Annotated in this window: 32 protein-coding genes; 18 read left to right on the top strand and 14 right to left on the bottom strand. The window is 23.6% G+C overall.

The window, feature by feature from the left end:
* The first annotated feature begins 192 nt into the window (after positions 1-192).
* The 7 genes from AACL22_RS01255 to AACL22_RS01225 all read left to right on the top strand — a co-directional run bounded on the left by AACL22_RS01255 (position 193) and on the right by AACL22_RS01225 (position 5,255).
* On the top strand, positions 193-522 hold the full coding sequence (locus tag AACL22_RS01255) for a hypothetical protein (RefSeq protein ID WP_338988995.1): 330 nt from the start codon (positions 193-195) through the stop codon (positions 520-522).
* Positions 485-655 carry a hypothetical protein gene (locus AACL22_RS01250; protein WP_338988993.1) on the top strand — a complete coding sequence of 57 codons (171 nt, stop codon included), beginning with the start codon at positions 485-487 and terminating at the stop codon, positions 653-655. The genes AACL22_RS01255 and AACL22_RS01250 overlap by 38 nt, the downstream gene beginning before the upstream one ends.
* A 17-nt stretch (positions 656-672) precedes the next feature.
* Positions 673-1,773 (top strand): hypothetical protein, encoded by a 1,101-nt coding sequence (locus tag AACL22_RS01245; RefSeq protein ID WP_338988992.1) that lies wholly within the window; start codon positions 673-675, stop codon positions 1,771-1,773.
* A 6-nt stretch (positions 1,774-1,779) separates the two neighbouring features.
* Positions 1,780-2,694 carry a hypothetical protein gene (locus AACL22_RS01240; RefSeq protein ID WP_338988991.1) on the top strand — a complete coding sequence of 305 codons (915 nt, stop codon included), beginning with the start codon at positions 1,780-1,782 and terminating at the stop codon, positions 2,692-2,694.
* A 12-nt stretch (positions 2,695-2,706) separates the two neighbouring features.
* A complete protein-coding gene (locus AACL22_RS01235) occupies positions 2,707-4,167 on the top strand; it encodes a hypothetical protein (protein WP_338988989.1) in 1,461 nt (486 codons plus the stop codon).
* A 23-nt stretch (positions 4,168-4,190) separates the two neighbouring features.
* Positions 4,191-4,826 carry a hypothetical protein gene (locus AACL22_RS01230; RefSeq protein WP_338988713.1) on the top strand — a complete coding sequence of 212 codons (636 nt, stop codon included), beginning with the start codon at positions 4,191-4,193 and terminating at the stop codon, positions 4,824-4,826.
* A gap of 138 nt (positions 4,827-4,964) precedes the next feature.
* Positions 4,965-5,255 carry a hypothetical protein gene (locus AACL22_RS01225; RefSeq protein ID WP_338988712.1) on the top strand — a complete coding sequence of 97 codons (291 nt, stop codon included), beginning with the start codon at positions 4,965-4,967 and terminating at the stop codon, positions 5,253-5,255.
* Between the two features lie 25 nt (positions 5,256-5,280).
* Here the strand turns inward: AACL22_RS01225 and AACL22_RS01220 are convergent, their stop codons facing one another.
* Genes AACL22_RS01220 through AACL22_RS01180 form a run of 9 tightly spaced genes read right to left on the bottom strand, consistent with a single transcriptional unit; the run spans position 5,281 to position 8,316 of the window.
* Entirely contained in the window at positions 5,281-5,457 is a 177-nt protein-coding gene (locus AACL22_RS01220) for a hypothetical protein (protein ID WP_338988954.1), read from the bottom strand.
* Positions 5,458-5,463: 6 nt separating this feature from the next.
* Positions 5,464-5,937, bottom strand: coding sequence for a hypothetical protein (locus AACL22_RS01215; RefSeq protein WP_338988706.1), 474 nt, complete (start codon positions 5,935-5,937; stop codon positions 5,464-5,466).
* A complete protein-coding gene (locus AACL22_RS01210) occupies positions 5,937-6,605 on the bottom strand; it encodes an ERF family protein (protein WP_338988987.1) in 669 nt (222 codons plus the stop codon). The genes AACL22_RS01215 and AACL22_RS01210 overlap by 1 nt, the downstream gene beginning before the upstream one ends.
* Positions 6,589-7,242 carry a hypothetical protein gene (locus AACL22_RS01205; protein ID WP_338988985.1) on the bottom strand — a complete coding sequence of 218 codons (654 nt, stop codon included), beginning with the start codon at positions 7,240-7,242 and terminating at the stop codon, positions 6,589-6,591. The genes AACL22_RS01210 and AACL22_RS01205 overlap by 17 nt, the downstream gene beginning before the upstream one ends.
* Positions 7,233-7,649: a single-stranded DNA-binding protein gene (locus tag AACL22_RS01200; RefSeq protein WP_338988982.1), complete on the bottom strand. Its 417-nt coding sequence runs from the start codon at positions 7,647-7,649 to the stop codon at positions 7,233-7,235. The genes AACL22_RS01205 and AACL22_RS01200 overlap by 10 nt, the downstream gene beginning before the upstream one ends.
* Before the next feature lie 2 nt (positions 7,650-7,651).
* A complete protein-coding gene (locus AACL22_RS01195; RefSeq protein ID WP_338988980.1) occupies positions 7,652-7,789 on the bottom strand; it encodes a hypothetical protein in 138 nt (45 codons plus the stop codon).
* A gap of 1 nt (position 7,790) precedes the next feature.
* The gene (locus tag AACL22_RS01190; protein WP_338988978.1) at positions 7,791-7,952 is read right to left on the bottom strand and encodes a hypothetical protein; all 162 of its coding nucleotides are present in this window, start codon (positions 7,950-7,952) and stop codon (positions 7,791-7,793) included.
* A 3-nt stretch (positions 7,953-7,955) separates the two neighbouring features.
* A complete protein-coding gene (locus AACL22_RS01185) occupies positions 7,956-8,144 on the bottom strand; it encodes a hypothetical protein (RefSeq protein WP_338988976.1) in 189 nt (62 codons plus the stop codon).
* Positions 8,145-8,157: 13 nt separating this feature from the next.
* A complete protein-coding gene (locus AACL22_RS01180; RefSeq protein ID WP_338988974.1) occupies positions 8,158-8,316 on the bottom strand; it encodes a hypothetical protein in 159 nt (52 codons plus the stop codon).
* 1,101 nt (positions 8,317-9,417) lie between these two features.
* On the opposite strand from AACL22_RS01180, the gene AACL22_RS01175 reads away from it, so the two are divergent.
* The 6 genes from AACL22_RS01175 to AACL22_RS01150 all read left to right on the top strand — a co-directional run bounded on the left by AACL22_RS01175 (position 9,418) and on the right by AACL22_RS01150 (position 15,644).
* Positions 9,418-9,870, top strand: a complete 453-nt coding sequence (locus AACL22_RS01175) for a hypothetical protein (protein ID WP_338988973.1) — start codon at positions 9,418-9,420, stop codon at positions 9,868-9,870.
* The gene (locus AACL22_RS01170) at positions 9,848-10,873 is read left to right on the top strand and encodes a hypothetical protein (protein WP_338988971.1); all 1,026 of its coding nucleotides are present in this window, start codon (positions 9,848-9,850) and stop codon (positions 10,871-10,873) included. Before AACL22_RS01175 ends, AACL22_RS01170 begins: the two co-directional genes overlap by 23 nt.
* Before the next feature lie 167 nt (positions 10,874-11,040).
* Positions 11,041-11,304, top strand: coding sequence for a hypothetical protein (locus AACL22_RS01165; protein WP_338988774.1), 264 nt, complete (start codon positions 11,041-11,043; stop codon positions 11,302-11,304).
* Positions 11,271-12,200 (top strand): IS3 family transposase, encoded by a 930-nt coding sequence (locus AACL22_RS01160; protein WP_338992947.1) that lies wholly within the window; start codon positions 11,271-11,273, stop codon positions 12,198-12,200. Before AACL22_RS01165 ends, AACL22_RS01160 begins: the two co-directional genes overlap by 34 nt.
* A gap of 132 nt (positions 12,201-12,332) precedes the next feature.
* The gene (gene mnmA, locus AACL22_RS01155; RefSeq protein WP_338988969.1) at positions 12,333-13,466 is read left to right on the top strand and encodes a tRNA 2-thiouridine(34) synthase MnmA; all 1,134 of its coding nucleotides are present in this window, start codon (positions 12,333-12,335) and stop codon (positions 13,464-13,466) included.
* 15 nt (positions 13,467-13,481) lie between these two features.
* Positions 13,482-15,644 (top strand): ATP-dependent RecD-like DNA helicase, encoded by a 2,163-nt coding sequence (locus AACL22_RS01150; RefSeq protein WP_338988966.1) that lies wholly within the window; start codon positions 13,482-13,484, stop codon positions 15,642-15,644.
* Positions 15,645-15,654: 10 nt separating this feature from the next.
* Here AACL22_RS01150 and AACL22_RS01145 read toward each other — a convergent pair whose 3' ends face one another.
* Positions 15,655-16,227, bottom strand: a complete 573-nt coding sequence (locus AACL22_RS01145; protein ID WP_338988964.1) for a hypothetical protein — start codon at positions 16,225-16,227, stop codon at positions 15,655-15,657.
* 533 nt (positions 16,228-16,760) lie between these two features.
* Here AACL22_RS01145 and AACL22_RS01140 point away from each other — a divergent pair.
* From AACL22_RS01140 to AACL22_RS01120, 5 genes are read left to right on the top strand one after another with little or no spacing between them, the layout of a single operon-like run.
* Positions 16,761-17,318, top strand: a complete 558-nt coding sequence (locus AACL22_RS01140; protein WP_338988963.1) for a single-stranded DNA-binding protein — start codon at positions 16,761-16,763, stop codon at positions 17,316-17,318.
* Complete coding sequence (locus tag AACL22_RS01135; RefSeq protein ID WP_338988960.1) at positions 17,309-17,962, top strand: hypothetical protein; 654 nt, start codon at positions 17,309-17,311, stop codon at positions 17,960-17,962. Before AACL22_RS01140 ends, AACL22_RS01135 begins: the two co-directional genes overlap by 10 nt.
* Positions 17,946-18,614, top strand: coding sequence for an ERF family protein (locus tag AACL22_RS01130; RefSeq protein ID WP_338988957.1), 669 nt, complete (start codon positions 17,946-17,948; stop codon positions 18,612-18,614). Before AACL22_RS01135 ends, AACL22_RS01130 begins: the two co-directional genes overlap by 17 nt.
* The gene (locus AACL22_RS01125; RefSeq protein WP_338988706.1) at positions 18,614-19,087 is read left to right on the top strand and encodes a hypothetical protein; all 474 of its coding nucleotides are present in this window, start codon (positions 18,614-18,616) and stop codon (positions 19,085-19,087) included. Before AACL22_RS01130 ends, AACL22_RS01125 begins: the two co-directional genes overlap by 1 nt.
* A 6-nt stretch (positions 19,088-19,093) precedes the next feature.
* On the top strand, positions 19,094-19,270 hold the full coding sequence (locus AACL22_RS01120; protein WP_338988954.1) for a hypothetical protein: 177 nt from the start codon (positions 19,094-19,096) through the stop codon (positions 19,268-19,270).
* 25 nt (positions 19,271-19,295) lie between these two features.
* On the opposite strand, the gene AACL22_RS01115 is transcribed toward AACL22_RS01120, so the two are convergent.
* The 4 genes from AACL22_RS01115 to AACL22_RS01100 all read right to left on the bottom strand — a co-directional run bounded on the left by AACL22_RS01115 (position 19,296) and on the right by AACL22_RS01100 (position 21,801).
* Positions 19,296-19,586 carry a hypothetical protein gene (locus AACL22_RS01115; protein ID WP_338988712.1) on the bottom strand — a complete coding sequence of 97 codons (291 nt, stop codon included), beginning with the start codon at positions 19,584-19,586 and terminating at the stop codon, positions 19,296-19,298.
* Between the two features lie 138 nt (positions 19,587-19,724).
* On the bottom strand, positions 19,725-20,360 hold the full coding sequence (locus tag AACL22_RS01110) for a hypothetical protein (RefSeq protein WP_338988713.1): 636 nt from the start codon (positions 20,358-20,360) through the stop codon (positions 19,725-19,727).
* Positions 20,361-20,383: 23 nt separating this feature from the next.
* Positions 20,384-21,640 carry a hypothetical protein gene (locus tag AACL22_RS01105; RefSeq protein ID WP_338988952.1) on the bottom strand — a complete coding sequence of 419 codons (1,257 nt, stop codon included), beginning with the start codon at positions 21,638-21,640 and terminating at the stop codon, positions 20,384-20,386.
* Positions 21,613-21,801: a hypothetical protein gene (locus AACL22_RS01100; RefSeq protein ID WP_338988951.1), complete on the bottom strand. Its 189-nt coding sequence runs from the start codon at positions 21,799-21,801 to the stop codon at positions 21,613-21,615. The genes AACL22_RS01105 and AACL22_RS01100 overlap by 28 nt, the downstream gene beginning before the upstream one ends.
* Between the last annotated feature and the right edge of the window lie 13 nt (positions 21,802-21,814).

Below are 21,814 nucleotides of genomic sequence, written 5' to 3'. Positions count from 1 at the left end.
TTATTTTTGTATATAAAAAGTATTGTATTAGTTATAACACTTTTATATTATTTGTTTAGTATTTATATACAAAATATATTGTATTTATAAACTATTAATGTATAATCAAGTTATGGATTTAATCTTTTTCCGTAAAAAGAGTTTATGCTGACTTGTTAATCGGACAAGGATAAAAAAAGAGAGGTTTATAAAATGGCACTTACAAAAGAACAATTAATAGAACAAGGCTTAAGTGAAGAGATTGCAGAAAATATCTTAAATCAGTTTAATAATGAAGCAAAACAAATTAGAGAAAGTGTGCAAAAACGCGAAGATGTTATATCAAAAGAAGACTTTATTAAATTATCTAATGAATTAGATGAATTAAAAGCATTTAAAGATGTTCCATCTACTAAAATTGAAGATATTAAAACTAATTTAGAAAAAGTTAGTGGTAGTTCTTTAATTGAAAAAAATGCAAACTTTAAAAGAATTAAAACCTGATTTGTTTGTTGAAGAACAACCATCAGTTTCACCAACTAATTTTATTAAAGATATGATTGAAAAATCAACTGAAAATAAGAATGATGAAATTGAAACTATTAAAGAAAAAGGAGCATATACTCCTGATGAAATTAAAAAAATAACTGATTATACACTTAAAAACCTTAGATAATAAGGGAGTGAAATATTATGGCAACAATTAATTTGCCACAAGTACCTTTTATATTACAGGGTAATACAACAGGACAAAAAGCCTATGTTGATATGGTTAATGCTTTATTGCGTGGACCTTTATATAATGAATATGCAAGTATTATGCAGTATGCAACAGCAACCGCAGAACAAGTTGCTTGATTACCAAATGCAGGACAAGCACTATATAATTTAACTCATCGTGTGGTATGACAAGATGATTATTCATTACCAAATGGTGGGACAACTCAAACAATGGGATTAACAAGAATTCCAGTTCCTATTGATAAAAGATTTAATTTAAAATTAATGAATGAAGCTTTTGACTTAGCATTAATAGAACAAAATATTAAAAATGGCGTTATTGCTGATGCTATTTCTAGTGTTGTACAGAATAAATTTGTTAATTTAGAATGTGAATTAATTCAGGCTATTTATGATTATTGTTTAGCAGATGGTCAATATGAAGTAATTTCATTTCGTAGTTATACAGCTGAAAATGCTGATGATGCAAATAGAGCATTCTTTACATTAAATGAAACTTTGATTGAATTAACAAATCAAATTAGTAATTTATATTTTGGTTTGCCAACTGATAAAATGTTTATGGTTTTAGGTCGTAGGGCGTATTTAGGATTAACACCTGCTTATTTAAAAGTAATTGGTTCACAAGCTCAATTAAAAGCAATGGTTAATGGTGAATTATATGAAAATACTGCAATGGGTATTCCTGTATCAAAAAGTTTTCATTTAGAAAAAACATATACAAAAGGACAAGTTAACCGTGATAAAGGTTATAATTTTACTAATGTAAATGGTTTATTTTTAAATAAACAAGTATGAGCATATCCAATTAATATGGATACTATTCAACAAGTTTTAGATAATGATACTGCTAACCCTAAATGAATTGGTAAAGTTCAATATGCAACACCAACTATTTTATATCCAAAAACATGTAAAATTATTTTGGAAAAACAACCAAGCCAAGATGAAATTACTGCCGCTAAAAGTAATCTAAATAAAACTTTTAGAGTTCCAGTTGATTATCTAATTTCAGCAACAAAACCAAAATCAAAACCAAATAATCAAGGTTAATATAAAATGAATTTACTAATATTACGCGTTTTAACTTTATTAGTATCTAATTTAAAAAATAAACCTTTAATAAGTAAATTTGTAAATTTAATTAATAGAGTTAATCAAGTTAAAAATAAAATATTAAAGCCAATTAATTATATTAGTGATAAATATAATAAAATTACAAATAAAGTTGAAGATATTTATCAGTGATTAAATCCATTTACTTATTTAGATTTAATTAAAAAAGGTCATAAAAAAGAAATACAACAAATATTAAGTCAATTAGAAAAAGATAATAATATTAAAAATAGAGAACAATTTAAAAATGAAAATTATTTAAATACTAATTGACAACCTTTAAATAGTAGTTGGCTTGATAGTGGTATGTTTAATATTACAAATAAGTTAACTTTAACAGGTAATTTAACTATTTTAATATATACAAAAACAGCAAAACATCCGAAATTTTATGGTCCATATGTTTATCCTAGTGTTCCAGTTGAAATTTGAAAATTATTAAGTAATGCTGTATCTAATGCAGGAACTTTATTTTGACGTTATTGATTAAGAAAATGATTACCTAGTCATTTAAGAAATTATATTAAAAAACGATTACCACAAGCATTAAAAGAAAAATATCCCAAAGGAACTACTAAATTAACATTACCAACAGTTCAAAAATTACAACAAATTAAAAAGTTTATTAATAATTTAAAAATTGGACATTTTAATTTTAATTTTGCTGGTGAAATTAATAATAAAAAATGATATTGTGAACGCCGAAGTGATGTTAAAAATATTAAGAATTTATATAAAACACCAGTTAAAAATATGTTTTACAAAACTAATCAAACTATTAAAACAATTAAGAAAACAAAAACAAGAGTTAATAGTTATAAGCCAAGTAATTTTAAAAAAAATATCGTAATCAATTAAGAGGTGTTTTATATGGAAAATAATTTAAGTAATTTGTTATTTATAGCAGTTGAAGATGTTAAAGAAAGTAAACTTTGACAGCCTATTAATGATAGAAAACAATCTGCTTATAATGATAATTTAATTTATAATGCTATTTTAAAAACTAGTTTATGAATGGATAGATTATCAGGTGGGACAATATCTGATAAAATAAATAAAAAAGATTTATTTCCATGAGTAAAAAAAGATAATACTGGTTTAATTGAAAATGATAAATGATTAAGTTATATTCAATCTGCTTGTTTATTAGCAGTTATAAATTGATATTTACCAAAAGGAGTTAATGATTTAACTGGTAGTGCTTCATTTTCACAAGGTGGTGTTGCTTATTCACAAACTAATGACCCTGAAGCAAATGAAAATATTACTCGTGATGTTAAAAATGCTTTAAAATTAGCAGGTGAAATAATTGATATTATATCTAGTAAAACAGTATCTAGACCTTATAATTATAGTTTAGATAATTATGCTCATCCATGAGAAGAAAAATATAAACATATTAGTAAAAAAACTTTTTATCCAACATTATTATTTTGATTAAAAGATAGAATTGTTAAAGATAATAGTATTAATATTAGTTATCCTACAAAAAATGATTTTAGTAAAATTGATTATAATGAATATATTAAATTAGTCGTTCCGTTTGATAATGATACTATTTATGAAGAAAATGGTGTTTGAAAAGCAAAACAAAGTAATGAAATTCCATCGGATGTTATTAAAGATAGTTATTTAAATAAAAATTATATTGAAAAAGTTGATGATAAATATATTGTAAAAACATCACAAGATATTAATACTAAACAAGATAAATTAGTAAGCGGTACAAATATTAAAACTATTAATGGTTCTTCATTATTAGGCAGTGGTGATATATCTATTAGTGGTGGCAATGATTGAGAATTAATTAATTATCCAGAAGCAAACGAAAAATTAACATTTAAAATTCCAGATTATGATTTAACAAAATATTACTATAAAATATCAATTTCAATAACAGATTATGCATCTGCTAATAAATTTGTAACACATTATTTTGAAACAATATCACAAAAATCAATTTTTTCATTTTTAGCAGCTAATTCTTATGAAAGCATAACAATTAAGCAAGATGGATCAATTAAAAATGAAACAAATAATATTGTTATTAAAGATTTAACAATTAAAAGAAAATTAATAAATAATAGCGAATTAATGTCAAATGAACCACATTCTATTTATAATCGTGATATGGATATTGATTTACCCAAGTATCAAGAAGAAACATCGGACTCTTATGATATAGTGATAAGAAAAATAAATAGTGCAACAACTATTAATGAATTAAATTTATTTGAAAAGCATCCAATATGAAGAATTATTTCAAATAATAGAAATGATATTAAAGAATTATTCAATAAAAAATGATTAGAATTAAATAAAAATGAATAAAAAATTAAATGAGGTAAATAATTATGAAACAAGATAAAACAACTTGATTAAAGGGTGCCTTACCTTGAAATTGATTTAAAAAAGACCCTATTCCGACTTATAATTGAACTCATAAAGATATTAGAGAATGAGAAAGAAAATATAAAATTCGTAGTTGAGTAGTTAGTTTTTATACATTGATATTTTTAGCATTAAATTGTTGATTAGAGTATGGGATGATTAATGGCATTAAAGACCAAATTAATTGGTATAATTATGGACAATATTGAGGTAATGGAATTGCTATTTTGATAACACCTTTATTTACACACGGAATTCAAGGTATATTTGTTGCTAGTAGTAAACCAAAAGTAGATATGAAAATTGATATACCAAGATTAAAAATATCTAAAATGGGATTAGTATTTACAATATTACCTTTAATTACTTTAATAATTTCTTTAATTATTATTTGAATTGATAAATCAAAATGAAAAAAAGACCATTTAAGACATTGTTTTGACTGCCGTATTAATCCGCGTGTCGTTCAACCACGAATAGCTAAACAATGAAATAATTTAGATGGCATAACAGAAGAAAAATTAAAAAATATACAAAATGAAAATATTAAAAAACAAAAACAAGAAGAAAATAAACAAGAATTAAATATAAACAAATAATTAAATTTTATTAAAATAGACTATATTTATAGGGGTGGTTGATATTTTTGGGTGGTTATATAGTTTAATTTATAAATTATTTTGTTCTGAAAGGATGGATGGCCACTGTTTGAGTAAGGGTGAGAAAGGAAGAAAAAAATGTTAAATGATACATTAATGATTGCTTTACTTGTATTAGCGGGTGCTGGTGGAATGGGTAGTCTTGGTATTCTTGGATTATCTGCTAAGAAAATTAAAAAATATAAAGCAGAAATTAGAGAATTAAGAACAGCTGTTATTGCACACGAAAAACATTTACGAGGACCTGAATATGCAACAGAATTAGCACTTAAAACAGGTCAAATTAAAAATGTTAAAAAACAAGTTAAAGTAAACAACAAAAAACAAGAACAAAAAGATGCTATTAGACAACTAACAAATAGTATTTAAAAAAATAACCTTAATTGGTTATTTTTTATTTTTCTTTATTGTGTTTTATATAAAAATTAATAAGATATTCGATTCGTTGTGAATAAGTATCAAAATTTAATTTATTTCAAACTTTTTCTTCATTTTCATTTAAGTAAACATTTATATTACGAATTTTACAAGAATAATATTTTCTTGTTTTTTGATTGTATGATTGTTTCATAATATATTACCTCTCATAATGAGCAATAATAATTGCATCGCGTAAATGATTACTTATTTTATCATTATTATAAAATCAACCCTTACCATATTGATAAGTTAAATTAGTATCTTTATCAAATTTTCATAAATAACTATCATTATATTTACTTAAATTTTCCATATTTTTAACCACTGATTTAGTATAACGGGGTGATATTCAATTAACATTATTTAATTCGTGTGTATCATATTTAATTACTCCAATTATTTTTAATAAATCATCACGGTCTTTTGAACCATTAGCATTTGTATATAAGCAATTTTCAATGTTTACAAGACAAACACTATTGCAGTGTTTAAATAATATATCTTTAATAAAATCAACTTGTTTTATTCATAAATAATTAGTAAATTCTAATTTTTCCTTTAATTTATTATCTTCATAAACAACAATAGCGGTAGTACCAGTTCCTGATGGGTCAATACCTATTTTTATCATTATCTTAAAAATCTTTCTTTAAATTGATAATAAAAATCTTCGCTTTGTTTTCTAATCAGAACTGGTGATAATTTTTCAACATTTAATTCTTCTTTTAATCAATTTTTACCTTTTGAAATAATATCTTGTTTTATTTTTGTATTTGTAATAAAATTTTTAATATTATTGAAATGCTGTTCACTCATTCAATTTGAATTTGAGTTGTTAATAATTTCTGTTTGTTCTTTTTCTTGTTTAGAATTAATTTTACTTATTTCACTATTATCGGGGTCTAATTCTTCGGTTGGTAAACCTAATAGTTTGCTTAAAACATATTTAACTCCATAAGTTAATGCTGACCCAATACTTTTAGCGGGGTCAGTATTTTTCCCTGTAAAAGGTCAATAAGTTTTAATTTCTTCTGTTTCTTTACATAAAGTTAATTCCATTTCAAAATATGGTATATCATTAATTACTTTTAAAGTATCTTTCACATAACTCCAAATATATGTAATATGATGCTTTTTAAATTCTTTTTTAACTAATTCTAATACTTGTGCTTCACCAAAATAGTTATAAATTGTTCTACCATTCATTTGCATTGTTTGGTTTTTTTCTAAATATAATGATAAATCGTGTTGTATTTCACCAATACTTGCTATTAATGTTTTTTTAGTTTCTTGTGACATTTTCTCATTCCTCTCTTTCTTGTCATATTAAAATTGCTTCTTTAATTTGTTCTAAATTTTGTTTAGTAATATCAACTTTTTCTTTAATTACTATTTTTAATTTTGGATTTATAATTATCATTAATATTTTTTTATTATTTATACAAAAGTCTTTTTCTAATAAATAATAAAGTTTTAATTGCCAAATATAGCGTTCAATATCTGTTTTCTCATTAGAACTAGTAATTTTTCAATCACATATTATATATTCATTATCAGTTGTTATTCCAATAAAATCAGTTGTCCCACACATTAAAGGACTATAAAGTGTTTTTTCAGTTTCATAATATTTAAATTTAATATCTTTAAAAGTTTCTTGATATAGTTTTGTAAAATTTTTAAATAATTCACGATGTGATTTTATTTCACAATCAATAAATTTAATTAATTCATCATCAAAATTATTTTTTATTCAAACATCAATCATATTATGTAAACATATTCCACGATTTTGTGCTAATTTTAAAATATTCTCATCAATTTGTGAAAAATCTTTTGGCACTAAAATATTAACAATTTTACTTACACTAGGTATTAAAATACTATACTTATGTAATTTATCATTAAAAATATATAAAGGTTTTAAATCTAATCTCATAAAATTGTTTCATCATTACCAATATTTTGATTATCATTATTAAATAATTCTTTTGTCTCAGATGAATTAAATTCTATTTTTTCTTGTGGTTTATCAGATTTTTTTAAATCATTATTTGTATGTAAAAATTCATAATTAGATACTTGAACTATTCATTCAGTTTTATTATCTTTACTTTTAAAAGATTTTAAAACACCAGTAATTGCTATTTGACTACCTTTTTGACAATATTTTTGTAAAGTAATTGCTTGTTTATTTCAAACTTGACAAGGAATAAAATCAGTTTCTTTTTGTTTTGAATATGGGCGAGTAATTGCTAAATTAAAAATAGTATATTCTTTTCCATTACTTGTTTTCTTAATTTCAATATCTTTTGTTGTTATACCAATTCCAATAAATTTATTCATTATTAAATTTCCTCCAAATTCTTTTTTTCAATTAAACTATCAATATAGTAATAAGCACTTTCTTCTGAATGACATTTTTCTAATGCTTCATTAAATAAATCTTCTTCGGTATAAACTTTGCCATTTTCATCTTTTCACATATTATTCACATCCTTGTCATTTAATATTTTCATTTTCTAAATCAATAATTACTGTTGGATAATACTTTTCATTTTTAGCAGTTATTTTTGCTTCTTCAAAAGTATAAAATGAATATGTAGTTAAATATTCATTTTTAATAATTAATAAGTATCTTTTAGTCATAATTTATTCCTCCGAATTCTTTTTATTTACAATTAAATTTTCTAATTGATAAATTTTTAATCAATGTTCTTCACATAATATAATTTCTTTTTTATAACCTAAATTTCACTCTAATTTATCACCAATTTTTTCAATATAATTATTTCCAAAATAAGCATTTTTATTATTACAATTAATTTTTTGACATTTCATAGGTTAGTTTCTCCTAATTTTGTTTTCCTAATGCTCAATGCTCATCAGTCATATCTTCAAATGATACTGGATAACTTTTAAGCATTAATTCTTGTAATTTATTTTTTTGATCGCATTTAAAGCAATAACCTCAATATTTTTGTTTAAGACAAATTTTATTTAACTTTTTCATATTTATTTAATTCCTTACTATTTTCTATTCTTGCTCTTTCATTAGCACGCTCAATTTTTTTATGTAATTGCTTTTTACTTTAAAACTTTCAAGGTTTTTTATTTAACTTTTTCATATAAACCTCCTATTTTTAACTCGCTGGCACTCACTCCCAAGTGAAAGTACCAAGCGAGAATTAGTTATATAATTATTTATCTATTTATTTACTACGCCATCCGCTTCACTGGGGGTGAGCGGTGGCGATATATTGTTTGTTTAATAATCCACAGTTGTTTTTTTAATATTGACGCCAGACATATATATATGTCTTCCTTTATCCGTGCCCATTTGTGCTTTCGCTCTGGGATTTGACGCTCAGTTTTTGAAATTAAATTTACTTGCACCCATACAAAGGACCGAATGCTAAACGCAAATTTAATTGTTTGTGTCACCATCTCTATTTTTATTGTCGTTTGATGTTAGCCTTGGACACATCACGACTATCGCTTAGTTATAAAACCAGCGCCGATTTACATATTTCCTCATACACTATTTCAGTACTTGCCTCGGCCGGCTGTGAGAATGAGTATAAACTCATGTTCTTATGGAAGCACTTAGTTATTTAAAATAACCGTCCCACTCTGCATTAAGTTGTTTTGTAAAATTTAAGTTTTAAAAACCCAGTTTCTCAATCAAAGATAATTTTTGAATTTTCTAAACGTTTATAAAACCGCTTTTGTGTTTTATCTTTTACTTTATTCAATAAATCTTTATGTTTTTCACAAGTTCATAAAACTTTATTTGATAAAAATTCTTCGGTAATGAATGATATTACTTTATAACAATCATTAACATCACATATTTTTTTGTTGCTTAATTATCATTACCTTCTTTTAGGAGTTGTTTTATTTTAAATAAAAAAACAACCCTTTAATAAGAGTTGTTTTGTTCTAATTGGTTTACACTATACAAAGCATTGAACAGAAAGAGTTTACTTTAAATAATGATGTAACTTTTTTTCTACAAGAAAATAGTCATTTTTTTAAGAATAATTATTTTTTTACTAAAACCCAAAATGTTAATCAAAATAGTGCTTTAAATTCATTTGTACAACCACGGAAAATGATTTTAAATTTAGATAATTCAAATGCATTAAAAATTTTACATCATCAAACTGAAAAGTTACAACAAGAAAAAACAAGTTTTCATCACCGATTAAATAAAATTAAATCAACTTTTGATGAAAAAATTCAATTGGATAATGAAGAACATTTATATGAGCCACCTACTATTACAAAAAACATTGATTTATTAAATTTTAATAAGAAAAATAATGATGCTCAATTTAACAATGAACCTGTTGAAGTTAAAATTGATCATACAGAAGTTAAAGCACAAGCTCGTGCTGTTGCTCAAAAAATAATGCAAAAAGATCAAGAAAAATTAAAGAAGTCATTAACTAATATTGATAATAAACAAACTATAAAATCAAAGTCAGTTCTAACAAATCATTTTCCTAAACTTTCTTTACCAAAATCATCACCACAAAAAGATGTTTTTTACTCAAAGTTATAATAAAATACCAGGTCAAAAAATAAATGTTTCGCAAAAAATAACACATAATATGCCTCCAATCCAAGCAAAAAATATTGAAGAAAAAACTTATAATAAAAAGTTTGATAATAAACAAAATGAAAATAAAAAAACAGGAAAAGGAGTAGATTTAATTGTTCGTCCTGACAAGGGAAATCAATTTTATGATGAAATTGATACGATGGAATGGGATATAACAAAACGACCAAATTTAGGTGTGGAACAAACAACCAATAAATATTATCATCAAGAAGAAAAGAATTTGGAAACAAAAAAAGTTTCACAAGTTTTATCAGAAAAAGTAAAACTTCAAGATGAAACTTCTCAAGCAATTGAACTTGAAGAAGCAAAGGGAACTTATCAAATAGATAATTTTTATGCTAAGTTATTTAATTCTAATGTCAAAGAAGATTTGATAAAACAAGGCAGTAAACTTAAAATAAAACAAATTGGAAGAAGAAAAGCAAAAAACCTTAATCCTAATATTTTGCCTTTGACAAATAAGCACTCAAAGTCTACTGTTCAAGCAACAACAATGTTTAATAATAATTATCAAATTAAGCAATTACCAAATGGGCGTCAACGAATTATAAAAATTAAGAAAAACAACATTCTTAAATGACGTGATCCAATTGTTTTATCTGCCCGCCTTATGGCGATTATTGGATTAATAGTATTATGTAGTGCATTTTTAGTGTTTAATAATTGAATTAATAATTCAGCTTTAGATTTATATAATTTTTTTGTAGTTAATTTTGGTAAATTTAATTTTATTACTGTTAATCATCATTATTTTTTTATGAATCGAATATTTATGTTAATTTTAATTGGGATTTATGCAATTATTGTTGTTCTTCCATTTTGTTTGGTATCAAATTTTAAAATTCAGCTTTATTGTTTTTTACCATTAAGTTTACTTTTCTTATGTAGTGTGATTGGGATTGCATTATATAGTTATTTTTTTATGAACAATATTTTTAATTAGTCCAGTAATATTATGCAAATTATTAGTTATAGTTTTTTATTGTTGGCAAATATTTTAATGTTAGCAGCAGTTTTAAAAAGAAAAAAAGAAAGGTCTAGAGTGCACCCCAAAAAGTAAGTAAAATAAAAAAAGATTTTGCTAAATTTTTATAGGGGGTGCATTTTTATATGGCAAAAAAAGGACAAAAATATAACAAATATACATCAGAATTTAGAACAAAAATCATTGAGGAAATTAAACAAAAAAGTTGTTGAATAGTAGCAAAACAATATAATATAAATGCAAATACAGTAGAATCTTGATGAGCAAATCATAAAAAAGGAAAATTAAACAATCCTAAAGGACCTAAAATTTCTTTTGCCAAAAGAAATTTAGAATATTATAAAACAAGGTATGAATTATTAAAAAAGCTCCATGACTTTTACAATTAAGCAAACTAAGAATTGTCTCTTCTATTAAACAAAATTTTTGTGAATATTCAATAAAATTATTACTAGAAGTAACAGGGTTAAAACGTAGTTATTGAGATAAATATAAAAATTATGACAGTAGCAAAAAAGATAAAAAAGCAATAAATGATATTGTAAAAGTCTATGAAGAAAATTTAAAACAATTTGGTTATCGAAGAATTACTAAATATTTAAAGGAAGATTATGGTATAAAATATAATTCAAAAAAAGTTTTAAGAATTATGCGTGATAATCAAATACAACCTGAATATGTAAGAAAAATGAGAAGAAAAATGAAATATAAACAGAATAAAGAAAAAAGCTTATTGCAATATCCTGATTTAATTAATCGTAAATTCAATGATATAAAAACAAGGTTTTCAGTACTATATACTGATGTAACATATTTAATTTGAAAAGGAGAAAGATATTATCAATTAACAATTATTGATGGATATACTAAAGAAATAGTTGATGTAAAGTGATCTAAATATAATGACAATAAATTAGTAATGGATAATTTAAATGATGCAATTAATAAAATAAAATTAATAAAAAAAGATCTGAATGGAATAATAATTCACTCAGATCACGGATATCAATATACATCCACTATTTATCACGATAAATGTTTATCTAACAGTATTACAATTTCAATGGGAAAAAATTACCACTGTGCAGATAATATTGTTATAGAAAGTTTTCATTCATTACTTAAGAAAGCTACAATCCATAATAAAATATATAATTCACATGAAGAATATATACAAGATGTTATAAAATGAAATACATGATATTCAAATCGTAAAGAAAAAGATATAATTAAAAAAATAGTAAATACTTTTTTATTAGTACTTACTAAAATGGGTGCACTCTAGTCTTAAAATTTATATAGTAAATTATTTAAACAATAGGAAACCAATTTCTTATCTTGGGATTTTTAATTTTCAATGTTAAAATAATAGTACTAATTAATTATTATTTATTTATAAAAAAGGAAGTGATGTGCAATGAAAAAAGTTGTTGTCGGATTATCTGGAGGGGTTGATTCTTCAGTTAGTTTATATTTATTACAACAAGCAGGTTATGATGTAGAAGGTCTTTTTATGCGGAATTGAGACAGTCAATTAAATAATGATATTTTAGGAAATAAAGCAATTAATAATGTGATTTGTCCACAAGAACTTGATTATAATGATGCTGTTAATGTTAGTAAAACATTACAAGTACCATTGCACCGTGTTGATTTTATTAAAGAATATTGAGAATATGTGTTTAAACATTTTATTAATGAATATCAAAAAGGGCGAACTCCTAATCCAGATATTTTATGTAATAAGTATATTAAATTTGACTGTTTTTTAAACTATGCATTTAATAACTATCATGCTGATTTTATTGCCATGGGACATTATGCTCAAGTACGATTTAATGAAAAATTACAAGAATATCAATTATTACGGGGAATTGACCGGGAAAAAGATCAAACTTATTTTTTAAGTCAGTTGAACCAAGGGCAATTATCAAAAACATTTTTTCCATTAGGAAATTTAACAAAAAAAGAAGTTAGAGAAATTGCAAGTGCACAAAATTTAAGCATAGCTAATAAAAAAGATTCAACAGGAATTTGTTTTATTGGAGAACGTGATTTTAAAAACTTTTTACAAAATTATATTCCAAATCAAAATGGTAATATTGTTGATATTGAAACAAAAGAAGTTGTTGGTCATCATAATGGGGTTATGTATTATACAATTGGTCAACGTCGTGGTTTAAATTTAGGTGGGATGAGTGAACCATATTTTGTGGCTGGTAAAAATGTAGAAAACAATATTTTATATGTTGCAAAAAGTAGTGAAGAAAAATGACTATATTCAACGAGTTGTATTATTACTGATGTTAATTGAATTAATACTTTACATGAAAAAGAATTTAATTGTACAGCTAAATTTCGTTATCGTCAAAAAGATATTCCTGTTAAAGTAACAGTTTTAAGTGATAATAAATGTCTTGTGCAATTTGCAACAAAAGTAAAAGCGATTACGTCAGGACAAGCTGCTGTTTTTTATGATGATGAAGTTTGCCTTGGGGGCGGAGTTATTAATGATGTTTATTTAGATAATCAAAAATTATGATATTTATAAGAAAGGATTACTAAAATGGCTGAAAAAATACGGGGTTATTTAAAATTAATTGTTTTTGAGTCCAATAATGGTTATCGGATTTGCAAATTTCAATTAGAAAATGATAAAACACATTTTATTTTTATTAAAGGATTTTTATCAACTTTACAGCCAGAACAATTATATGAATTACAAGGGGACTTTGTCTATAATGAACGCTATGGTGAAAATTTTGAAGTTAAGGAAATTCATAAACTTTCCCCACGGAGTAATGATGAGGTTTTAAAATATTTAACTAGTAGTTTATTTCCCACAATTGGTGAAAAAGCAGCACAAATAATTATTGATTATTATCAAACCGATGTGATTACCAAGATTAAAGAAAATTTATCAGTCTTACATGAAATTCCGGGTATTAGTGTTAAGCAAGCTAATATTATTGCAAAGGTATTTAAGTCAATGAGCCGTGATGATGAATTAAATCATCAATTTAATCAAAAAGGATTATCTTTACAAGTTTTATCTTTATTAAAAACAAAATATAATGTTGATCAGATTTATGCTTTATTAAAAAAAGATCCTTATTCATTATTATTAAAAGATAATATTGCTTTTAAAACAATTGATAAGATTTATTTAGCATTTGAACAAGAACCTTTTACTAACATTCGAATTGGTTATTATGCATGATATTTAGCAAAAGAATTTTGTAATAATAATGGTGATACTTATTTAACGTTAAATGAATTAACAAAAATCTTACAAAAGAATTTTCCTTTTTTAACAAAAGAACAGTTGTTAGCCGGATTAAAATATAGTAAAGAAATTAAATTATTAATTTTTAAGGATGATAAAATTTATGTTGCAGAAATATATCATAGTGAAATTAATATTGCTGCAATGTTAGTTGATTTGAATACGATTGATCAATATGATGATCAAAAATTAACAGAAGAGTTAGAAAAGTTAACAAATAAAAAACAAATTACTTATAATATTAATCAAACAAAAGCAATAAAGGCTGCTGTGCATTCTAATTTTTTAATTATTATTGGAGGACCTGGTACGGGTAAAACAACAGTTGTTGATGGTATTGTTAGTCTTTTAAAAAAAGTTTACCAACAATCAAAAATTGTATTAGCAGCACCAACTGGAAAAGCAGCCAAACGATTACGAGAAAAAACTGGGCAAAAAGCTTTAACAATTCATAAATTATTAAAATATGATGCTTTGACTAATCAATTTTTTTATAATGAAAATAATCCTTTGGAAAATGATATTTTAATTTTAGATGAAGTTAGTATGGTTGATAGTTTGTTATTATCACAAATTGCAAAAGCTAGTGTTAATTTGCGTAAATTAATTTTAATTGGTGACCCAAATCAATTACCGTCAGTTGCTTGTGGTGATTTGTTACGAGATATTATTCAAAGTGATGTTTTTAATGTTATTAAATTAGAAGAAGTTTATCGTCAAGAAGCTGGAAATGACATTTTAGAACTATCTTATGCAATTGAACAAGAACATTTTGAAAGTAATAATTTATTTGACAAAAAAGATTTTACTTTTATTAATGAAACTGATTCACAAACATTATTAACAATTGTTGGTAATTTATATCAAAAACTTAGTGATGAATATGGAGCAGATTATAATGCTATTCAAGTAATTGCCCCAATGTATAATGGTCCAGTTGGAATTAATGCATTAAATACTTATTTGCAAAATCGAATGAATCATGCAAGTGGTCAAAAAGAAATTAAGATTGGGCATCGTTTTTTCCGAGTTAATGATAAAGTTATGCAACTGAAAAATCGACCTGAATTAGAAATTTATAATGGCGATGTTGGCATTATTGTTGATATTAAAAAAGATAAAAATTTAAATGATGTGATCTTAGTAAAATACGATAATGTAATTGCATATAGTAAAGAACTTTATTATGATATTACTTTGGCTTATGCTTGTAGTGTTCATAAATTACAGGGCAGTGAATATGATAATATTATTTTTGTAATAACAAAAAGTTTTTGAATGATGTTAAAACGAAATCTAATTTATACAGCAATTACTCGTGCTAAAACTAAATTATATTTAATTGGTGAACCATCAGCATTTTTATATAGTGTTAATAATTTACCACAAAAACGGCGAACAACTTTACAAGAAAAAATTAAAACATTTTTAAAAGAACAATAATTATCATATTTTACGGCTGTATGTAATATTTAAGGGTTTTAATTAATATCTTAGAAATTGTGGAATAAAAATACCACTTACTTATATTTACAAAATTATTAACTGAATAATTAATTCTATTTTCTTCTAATGGTTCATTAGTATTAAATAAATTAATTTTATTTTTTAAATTCATCATGCTAGTATTTAATTTATTTTTAAGAGTTTTTTCATGATAAGTTGCTTTTTTAACCAAAACACCTTTACAGTAATGTGATATATCACCCTCAATATGACAACCAATATTATTTCATAATGTTTGATTTCTGACACCTTCTTCATTATTTTTAATTAATTTAATTGTCTCTTTTAAGAATTTCATTTTTGATTCTTTTATAAAAGAAGCACTGTTTTCTAAGCGTTCTAATAATTCTTCATATTTACCATTAAAAAAATAATCGACTGCTTTATGGTATGTTTCTCTGTTTTCTTTGTTTTTACTTTGATAAGGATATAATTTTTTAAATCTACTTGTAAGGTGAAATTTATCTATCGTGTAATGTACTTTATTTTTAGGAAAATATTCTTGAATAAATTTTGCCATATTTTTAATTCAAGGTGCACCATCTCCTAATACCATAAATTCAATATTGTCATTAATATCATAATAACTGGTAATTAATGTAAGTAATTTACTAACAAAATTAATTAATTTACTATTTTTTTTAATATATTCTGGAATATTATCTAGTTCTATAACTCCTAATTTATTTGCAATTACAGGTCTTTTTTTAGTTGATTTTGTTTTATCAAAACCAGTATGAACAGTTGAAAATATACTATGTTTTTTTTTTTTTTTTCTTTCCCCTTTTTATTTTCATTTCACAAACTTGTATTAAAAAAAGATATTGAGGTTATTGTTTTCATAAAGAATGCAATCAAGAAAATAAATTAAGTGAATTAATGCTTAAAAGTTATTCAGTATCATTTGAAGATATTACAGATGAACATTGAGCATTAAATACTAAAAAGAATTAGGAGGAAAAACTACTGCTAATGTTGAAAATCAACAAGAATGATTAACAACTATTATTGATTTAGAAAATGAAAATATTAAATGACAAGGATGTGAATAATATGTGAAAAGATGAAAATGGCAAAGTTTATACCGAAGAAGATTTATTTAATGAAGCATTAGAAAAATGTCATTCAGAAGAAAGTGCTTATTACTATATTGATAGTTTAATTGAAAAAAAAGAATTTGGAGGAAATTTAATAATGAATAAATTTATTGGAATTGGTATAACAACAAAAGATATTGAAATTAAGAAAACAAGTAATGGAAAAGAATATACTATTTTTAATTTAGCAATTACTCGCCCATATTCAAAACAAAAAGAAACTGATTTTATTCCTTGTCAAGTTTGAAATAAACAAGCAATTACTTTACAAAAATATTGTCAAAAAGGTAGTCAAATAGCAATTACTGGTGTTTTAAAATCTTTTAAAAATAAAGATAATAAAACTGAATGAATAGTTCAAGTATCTAATTATGAATTTTTACATACAAATAATGATTTAAAAAAATCTGATAAACCACAAGAAAAAATAGAATTTAATTCATCTGAGACAAAAGAATTATTTAATAATGATAATCAAAATATTGGTAATGATGAAACAATTTTATGAGATTAGATTTAAAACCTTTATATATTTTTAATGATGAATTACATAAGTATAGTATTTTAATACCTAGTGTAAGTAAAATTGTTAATATTTTAGTGCCAAAAGATTTTTCACAAATTGATGAGAATATTTTAAAATTAGCACAAAATCGTGGAATATGTTTACATAATATGATTGATGTTTGAATAAAAAATAATTTTGATGATGAATTAATTAAATTTATTGATTGTGAAATAAAATCACATCGTGAATTATTTAAAAATTTTACAAAACTATATCAAGAAACTTTTAAAGATATTAAATTTAAATATTATGAAACTGAAAAAACACTTTATAGTCCTTTAATGTGTGGGACAACTGATTTTATTGGAATAACAACTGATAATGAATATATAATATGTGATTGAAAAATTACTAGTTCTAATAAGAAAACAGATATTGAACGCTATATTTGGCAATTAAAACTTTATTATTTATTAGAAAAAGACTTTTGTATAAATAATAAAAAAATATTAATGATAATTATAAATCCAAAATTAAAAATAGTAATTAAAGAAAAAGTTGATATTACTAAACAAAATTTAGAACAAATTAAAGAAGCAATTTTAATATGACAAGAAAGAGAGGAATGAGAAAATGTCACAAGAAACTAAAAAAACATTAATAGCAAGTATTGGTGAAATACAACACGATTTATCATTATATTTAGAAAAAAACCAAACAATGCAAATGAATGGTAGAACAATTTATAACTATTTTGGTGAAGCACAAGTATTAGAATTAGTTAAAAAAGAATTTAAAAAGCATCATATTACATATATTTGGAGTTATGTGAAAGATACTTTAAAAGTAATTAATGATATACCATATTTTGAAATGGAATTAACTTTATGTAAAGAAACAGAAGAAATTAAAACTTATTGACCTTTTACAGGAAAAAATACTGACCCCGCTAAAAGTATTGGGTCAGCATTAACTTATGGAGTTAAATATGTTTTAAGCAAACTATCAGGTTTACCAACCGAAGAATTAGACCCCGATAATAGTGAAATAAGTAAAATTAATTCTAAACAAGAAAAAGAACAAACAGAAATTATTAACAACTCAAATTCAAATTGAATGAGTGAACAGCATTTCAATAATATTAAAAATTTTATTACAAATACAAAAATAAAACAAGATATTATTTCAAAAGGTAAAAATTGATTAAAAGAAGAATTAAATGTTGAAAAATTATCACCAGTTCTGATTAGAAAACAAAGCGAAGATTTTTATTATCAATTTAAAGAAAGATTTTTAAGATAATGATAAAAATAGGTATTGACCCATCAGGAACTGGTACTACCGCTATTGTTGTTTATGAAGATAATAAATTAAAGGAAAAATTAGAATTTACTAATTATTTATGAATAAAACAAGTTGATTTTATTAAAGATATATTATTTAAACACTGCAATAGTGTTTGTCTTGTAAACATTGAAAATTGCTTATATACAAATGCTAATGGTTCAAAAGACCGTGATGATTTATTAAAAATAATTGGAGTAATTAAATATGATACACACGAATTAAATAATGTTAATTGAATATCACCCCGTTATACTAAATCAGTGGTTAAAAATATGGAAAATTTAAGTAAATATAATGATAGTTATTTATGAAAATTTGATAAAGATACTAATTTAACTTATCAATATGGTAAGGGTTGATTTTATAATAATGATAAAATAAGTAATCATTTACGCGATGCAATTATTATTGCTCATTATGAGAGGTAATATATTATGAAACAATCATACAATCAAAAAACAAGAAAATATTATTCTTGTAAAATTCGTAATATAAATGTTTACTTAAATGAAAATGAAGAAAAAGTTTGAAATAAATTAAATTTTGATACTTATTCACAACGAATCGAATATCTTATTAATTTTTATATAAAACACAATAAAGAAAAATAAAAAATAACCAATTAAGGTTATTTTTTTAAATACTATTTGTTAGTTGTCTAATAGCATCTTTTTGTTCTTGTTTTTTGTTGTTTACTTTAACTTGTTTTTTAACATTTTTAATTTGACCTGTTTTAAGTGCTAATTCTGTTGCATATTCAGGTCCTCGTAAATGTTTTTCGTGTGCAATAACAGCTGTTCTTAATTCTCTAATTTCTGCTTTATATTTTTTAATTTTCTTAGCAGATAATCCAAGAATACCAAGACTACCCATTCCACCAGCACCCGCTAATACAAGTAAAGCAATCATTAATGTATCATTTAACATTTTTTTCTTCCTTTCTCACCCTTACTCAAACAGTGGCCATCCATCCTTTCAGAACAAAATAATTTATAAATTAAACTATATAACCACCCAAAAATATCAACCACCCCTATAAATATAGTCTATTTTAATAAAATTTAATTATTTGTTTATATTTAATTCTTGTTTATTTTCTTCTTGTTTTTGTTTTTTAATATTTTCATTTTGTATATTTTTTAATTTTTCTTCTGTTATGCCATCTAAATTATTTCATTGTTTAGCTATTCGTGGTTGAACGACACGCGGATTAATACGGCAGTCAAAACAATGTCTTAAATGGTCTTTTTTTCATTTTGATTTATCAATTCAAATAATAATTAAAGAAATTATTAAAGTAATTAAAGGTAATATTGTAAATACTAATCCCATTTTAGATATTTTTAATCTTGGTATATCAATTTTCATATCTACTTTTGGTTTACTACTAGCAACAAATATACCTTGAATTCCGTGTGTAAATAAAGGTGTTATCAAAATAGCAATTCCATTACCTCAATATTGTCCATAATTATACCAATTAATTTGGTCTTTAATGCCATTAATCATCCCATACTCTAATCAACAATTTAATGCTAAAAATATCAATGTATAAAAACTAACTACTCAACTACGAATTTTATATTTTCTTTCTCATTCTCTAATATCTTTATGAGTTCAATTATAAGTCGGAATAGGGTCTTTTTTAAATCAATTTCAAGGTAAGGCACCCTTTAATCAAGTTGTTTTATCTTGTTTCATAATTATTTACCTCATTTAATTTTTTATTCATTTTTATTTAATTCTAATCATTTTTTATTGAATAATTCTTTAATATCATTTCTATTATTTGAAATAATTCTTCATATTGGATGCTTTTCAAATAAATTTAATTCATTAATAGTTGTTGCACTATTTATTTTTCTTATCACTATATCATAAGAGTCCGATGTTTCTTCTTGATACTTGGGTAAATCAATATCCATATCACGATTATAAATAGAATGTGGTTCATTTGACATTAATTCGCTATTATTTATTAATTTTCTTTTAATTGTTAAATCTTTAATAACAATATTATTTGTTTCATTTTTAATTGATCCATCTTGCTTAATTGTTATGCTTTCATAAGAATTAGCTGCTAAAAATGAAAAAATTGATTTTTGTGATATTGTTTCAAAATAATGTGTTACAAATTTATTAGCAGATGCATAATCTGTTATTGAAATTGATATTTTATAGTAATATTTTGTTAAATCATAATCTGGAATTTTAAATGTTAATTTTTCGTTTGCTTCTGGATAATTAATTAATTCTCAATCATTGCCACCACTAATAGATATATCACCACTGCCTAATAATGAAGAACCATTAATAGTTTTAATATTTGTACCGCTTACTAATTTATCTTGTTTAGTATTAATATCTTGTGATGTTTTTACAATATATTTATCATCAACTTTTTCAATATAATTTTTATTTAAATAACTATCTTTAATAACATCCGATGGAATTTCATTACTTTGTTTTGCTTTTCAAACACCATTTTCTTCATAAATAGTATCATTATCAAACGGAACGACTAATTTAATATATTCATTATAATCAATTTTACTAAAATCATTTTTTGTAGGATAACTAATATTAATACTATTATCTTTAACAATTCTATCTTTTAATCAAAATAATAATGTTGGATAAAAAGTTTTTTTACTAATATGTTTATATTTTTCTTCTCATGGATGAGCATAATTATCTAAACTATAATTATAAGGTCTAGATACTGTTTTACTAGATATAATATCAATTATTTCACCGGCTAATTTTAAAGCATTTTTAACATCACGAGTAATATTTTCATTTGCCTCAGGATCATTAGTTTGTAAATAAGCAACACCACCTTGTGAAAATGAAGCACTACCAGTTAAATCATTAACTCCTTTTGGTAAATATCAATTTATAACTGCTAATAAACAAGCAGATTGAATATAACTTAATCATTTATCATATTCAATTAAACCAGTATTATCTTTTTTACTCATGGAAATAAATCTTTTTTATTAATTTTATTGGAAATTGTCCCACCTGATAATCTATCCATTCATAAACTAGTTTTTAAAATAGCATTATAAATTAAATTATCATTATAAGCAGATTGTTTTCTATCATTAATAGGCTGTCAAAGTTTACTTTTTTTTAACATCTTCAACTGTTAT

This window comes from Spiroplasma endosymbiont of Seladonia tumulorum, assembly GCF_964020235.1.
GTDB lineage: Bacteria > Bacillota_I > Bacilli_A > Mycoplasmatales > Mycoplasmataceae > Spiroplasma.
Note: the sequence above shows the minus strand (reverse complement) of the source record. Positions and strands in the feature narration are given on the sequence as shown.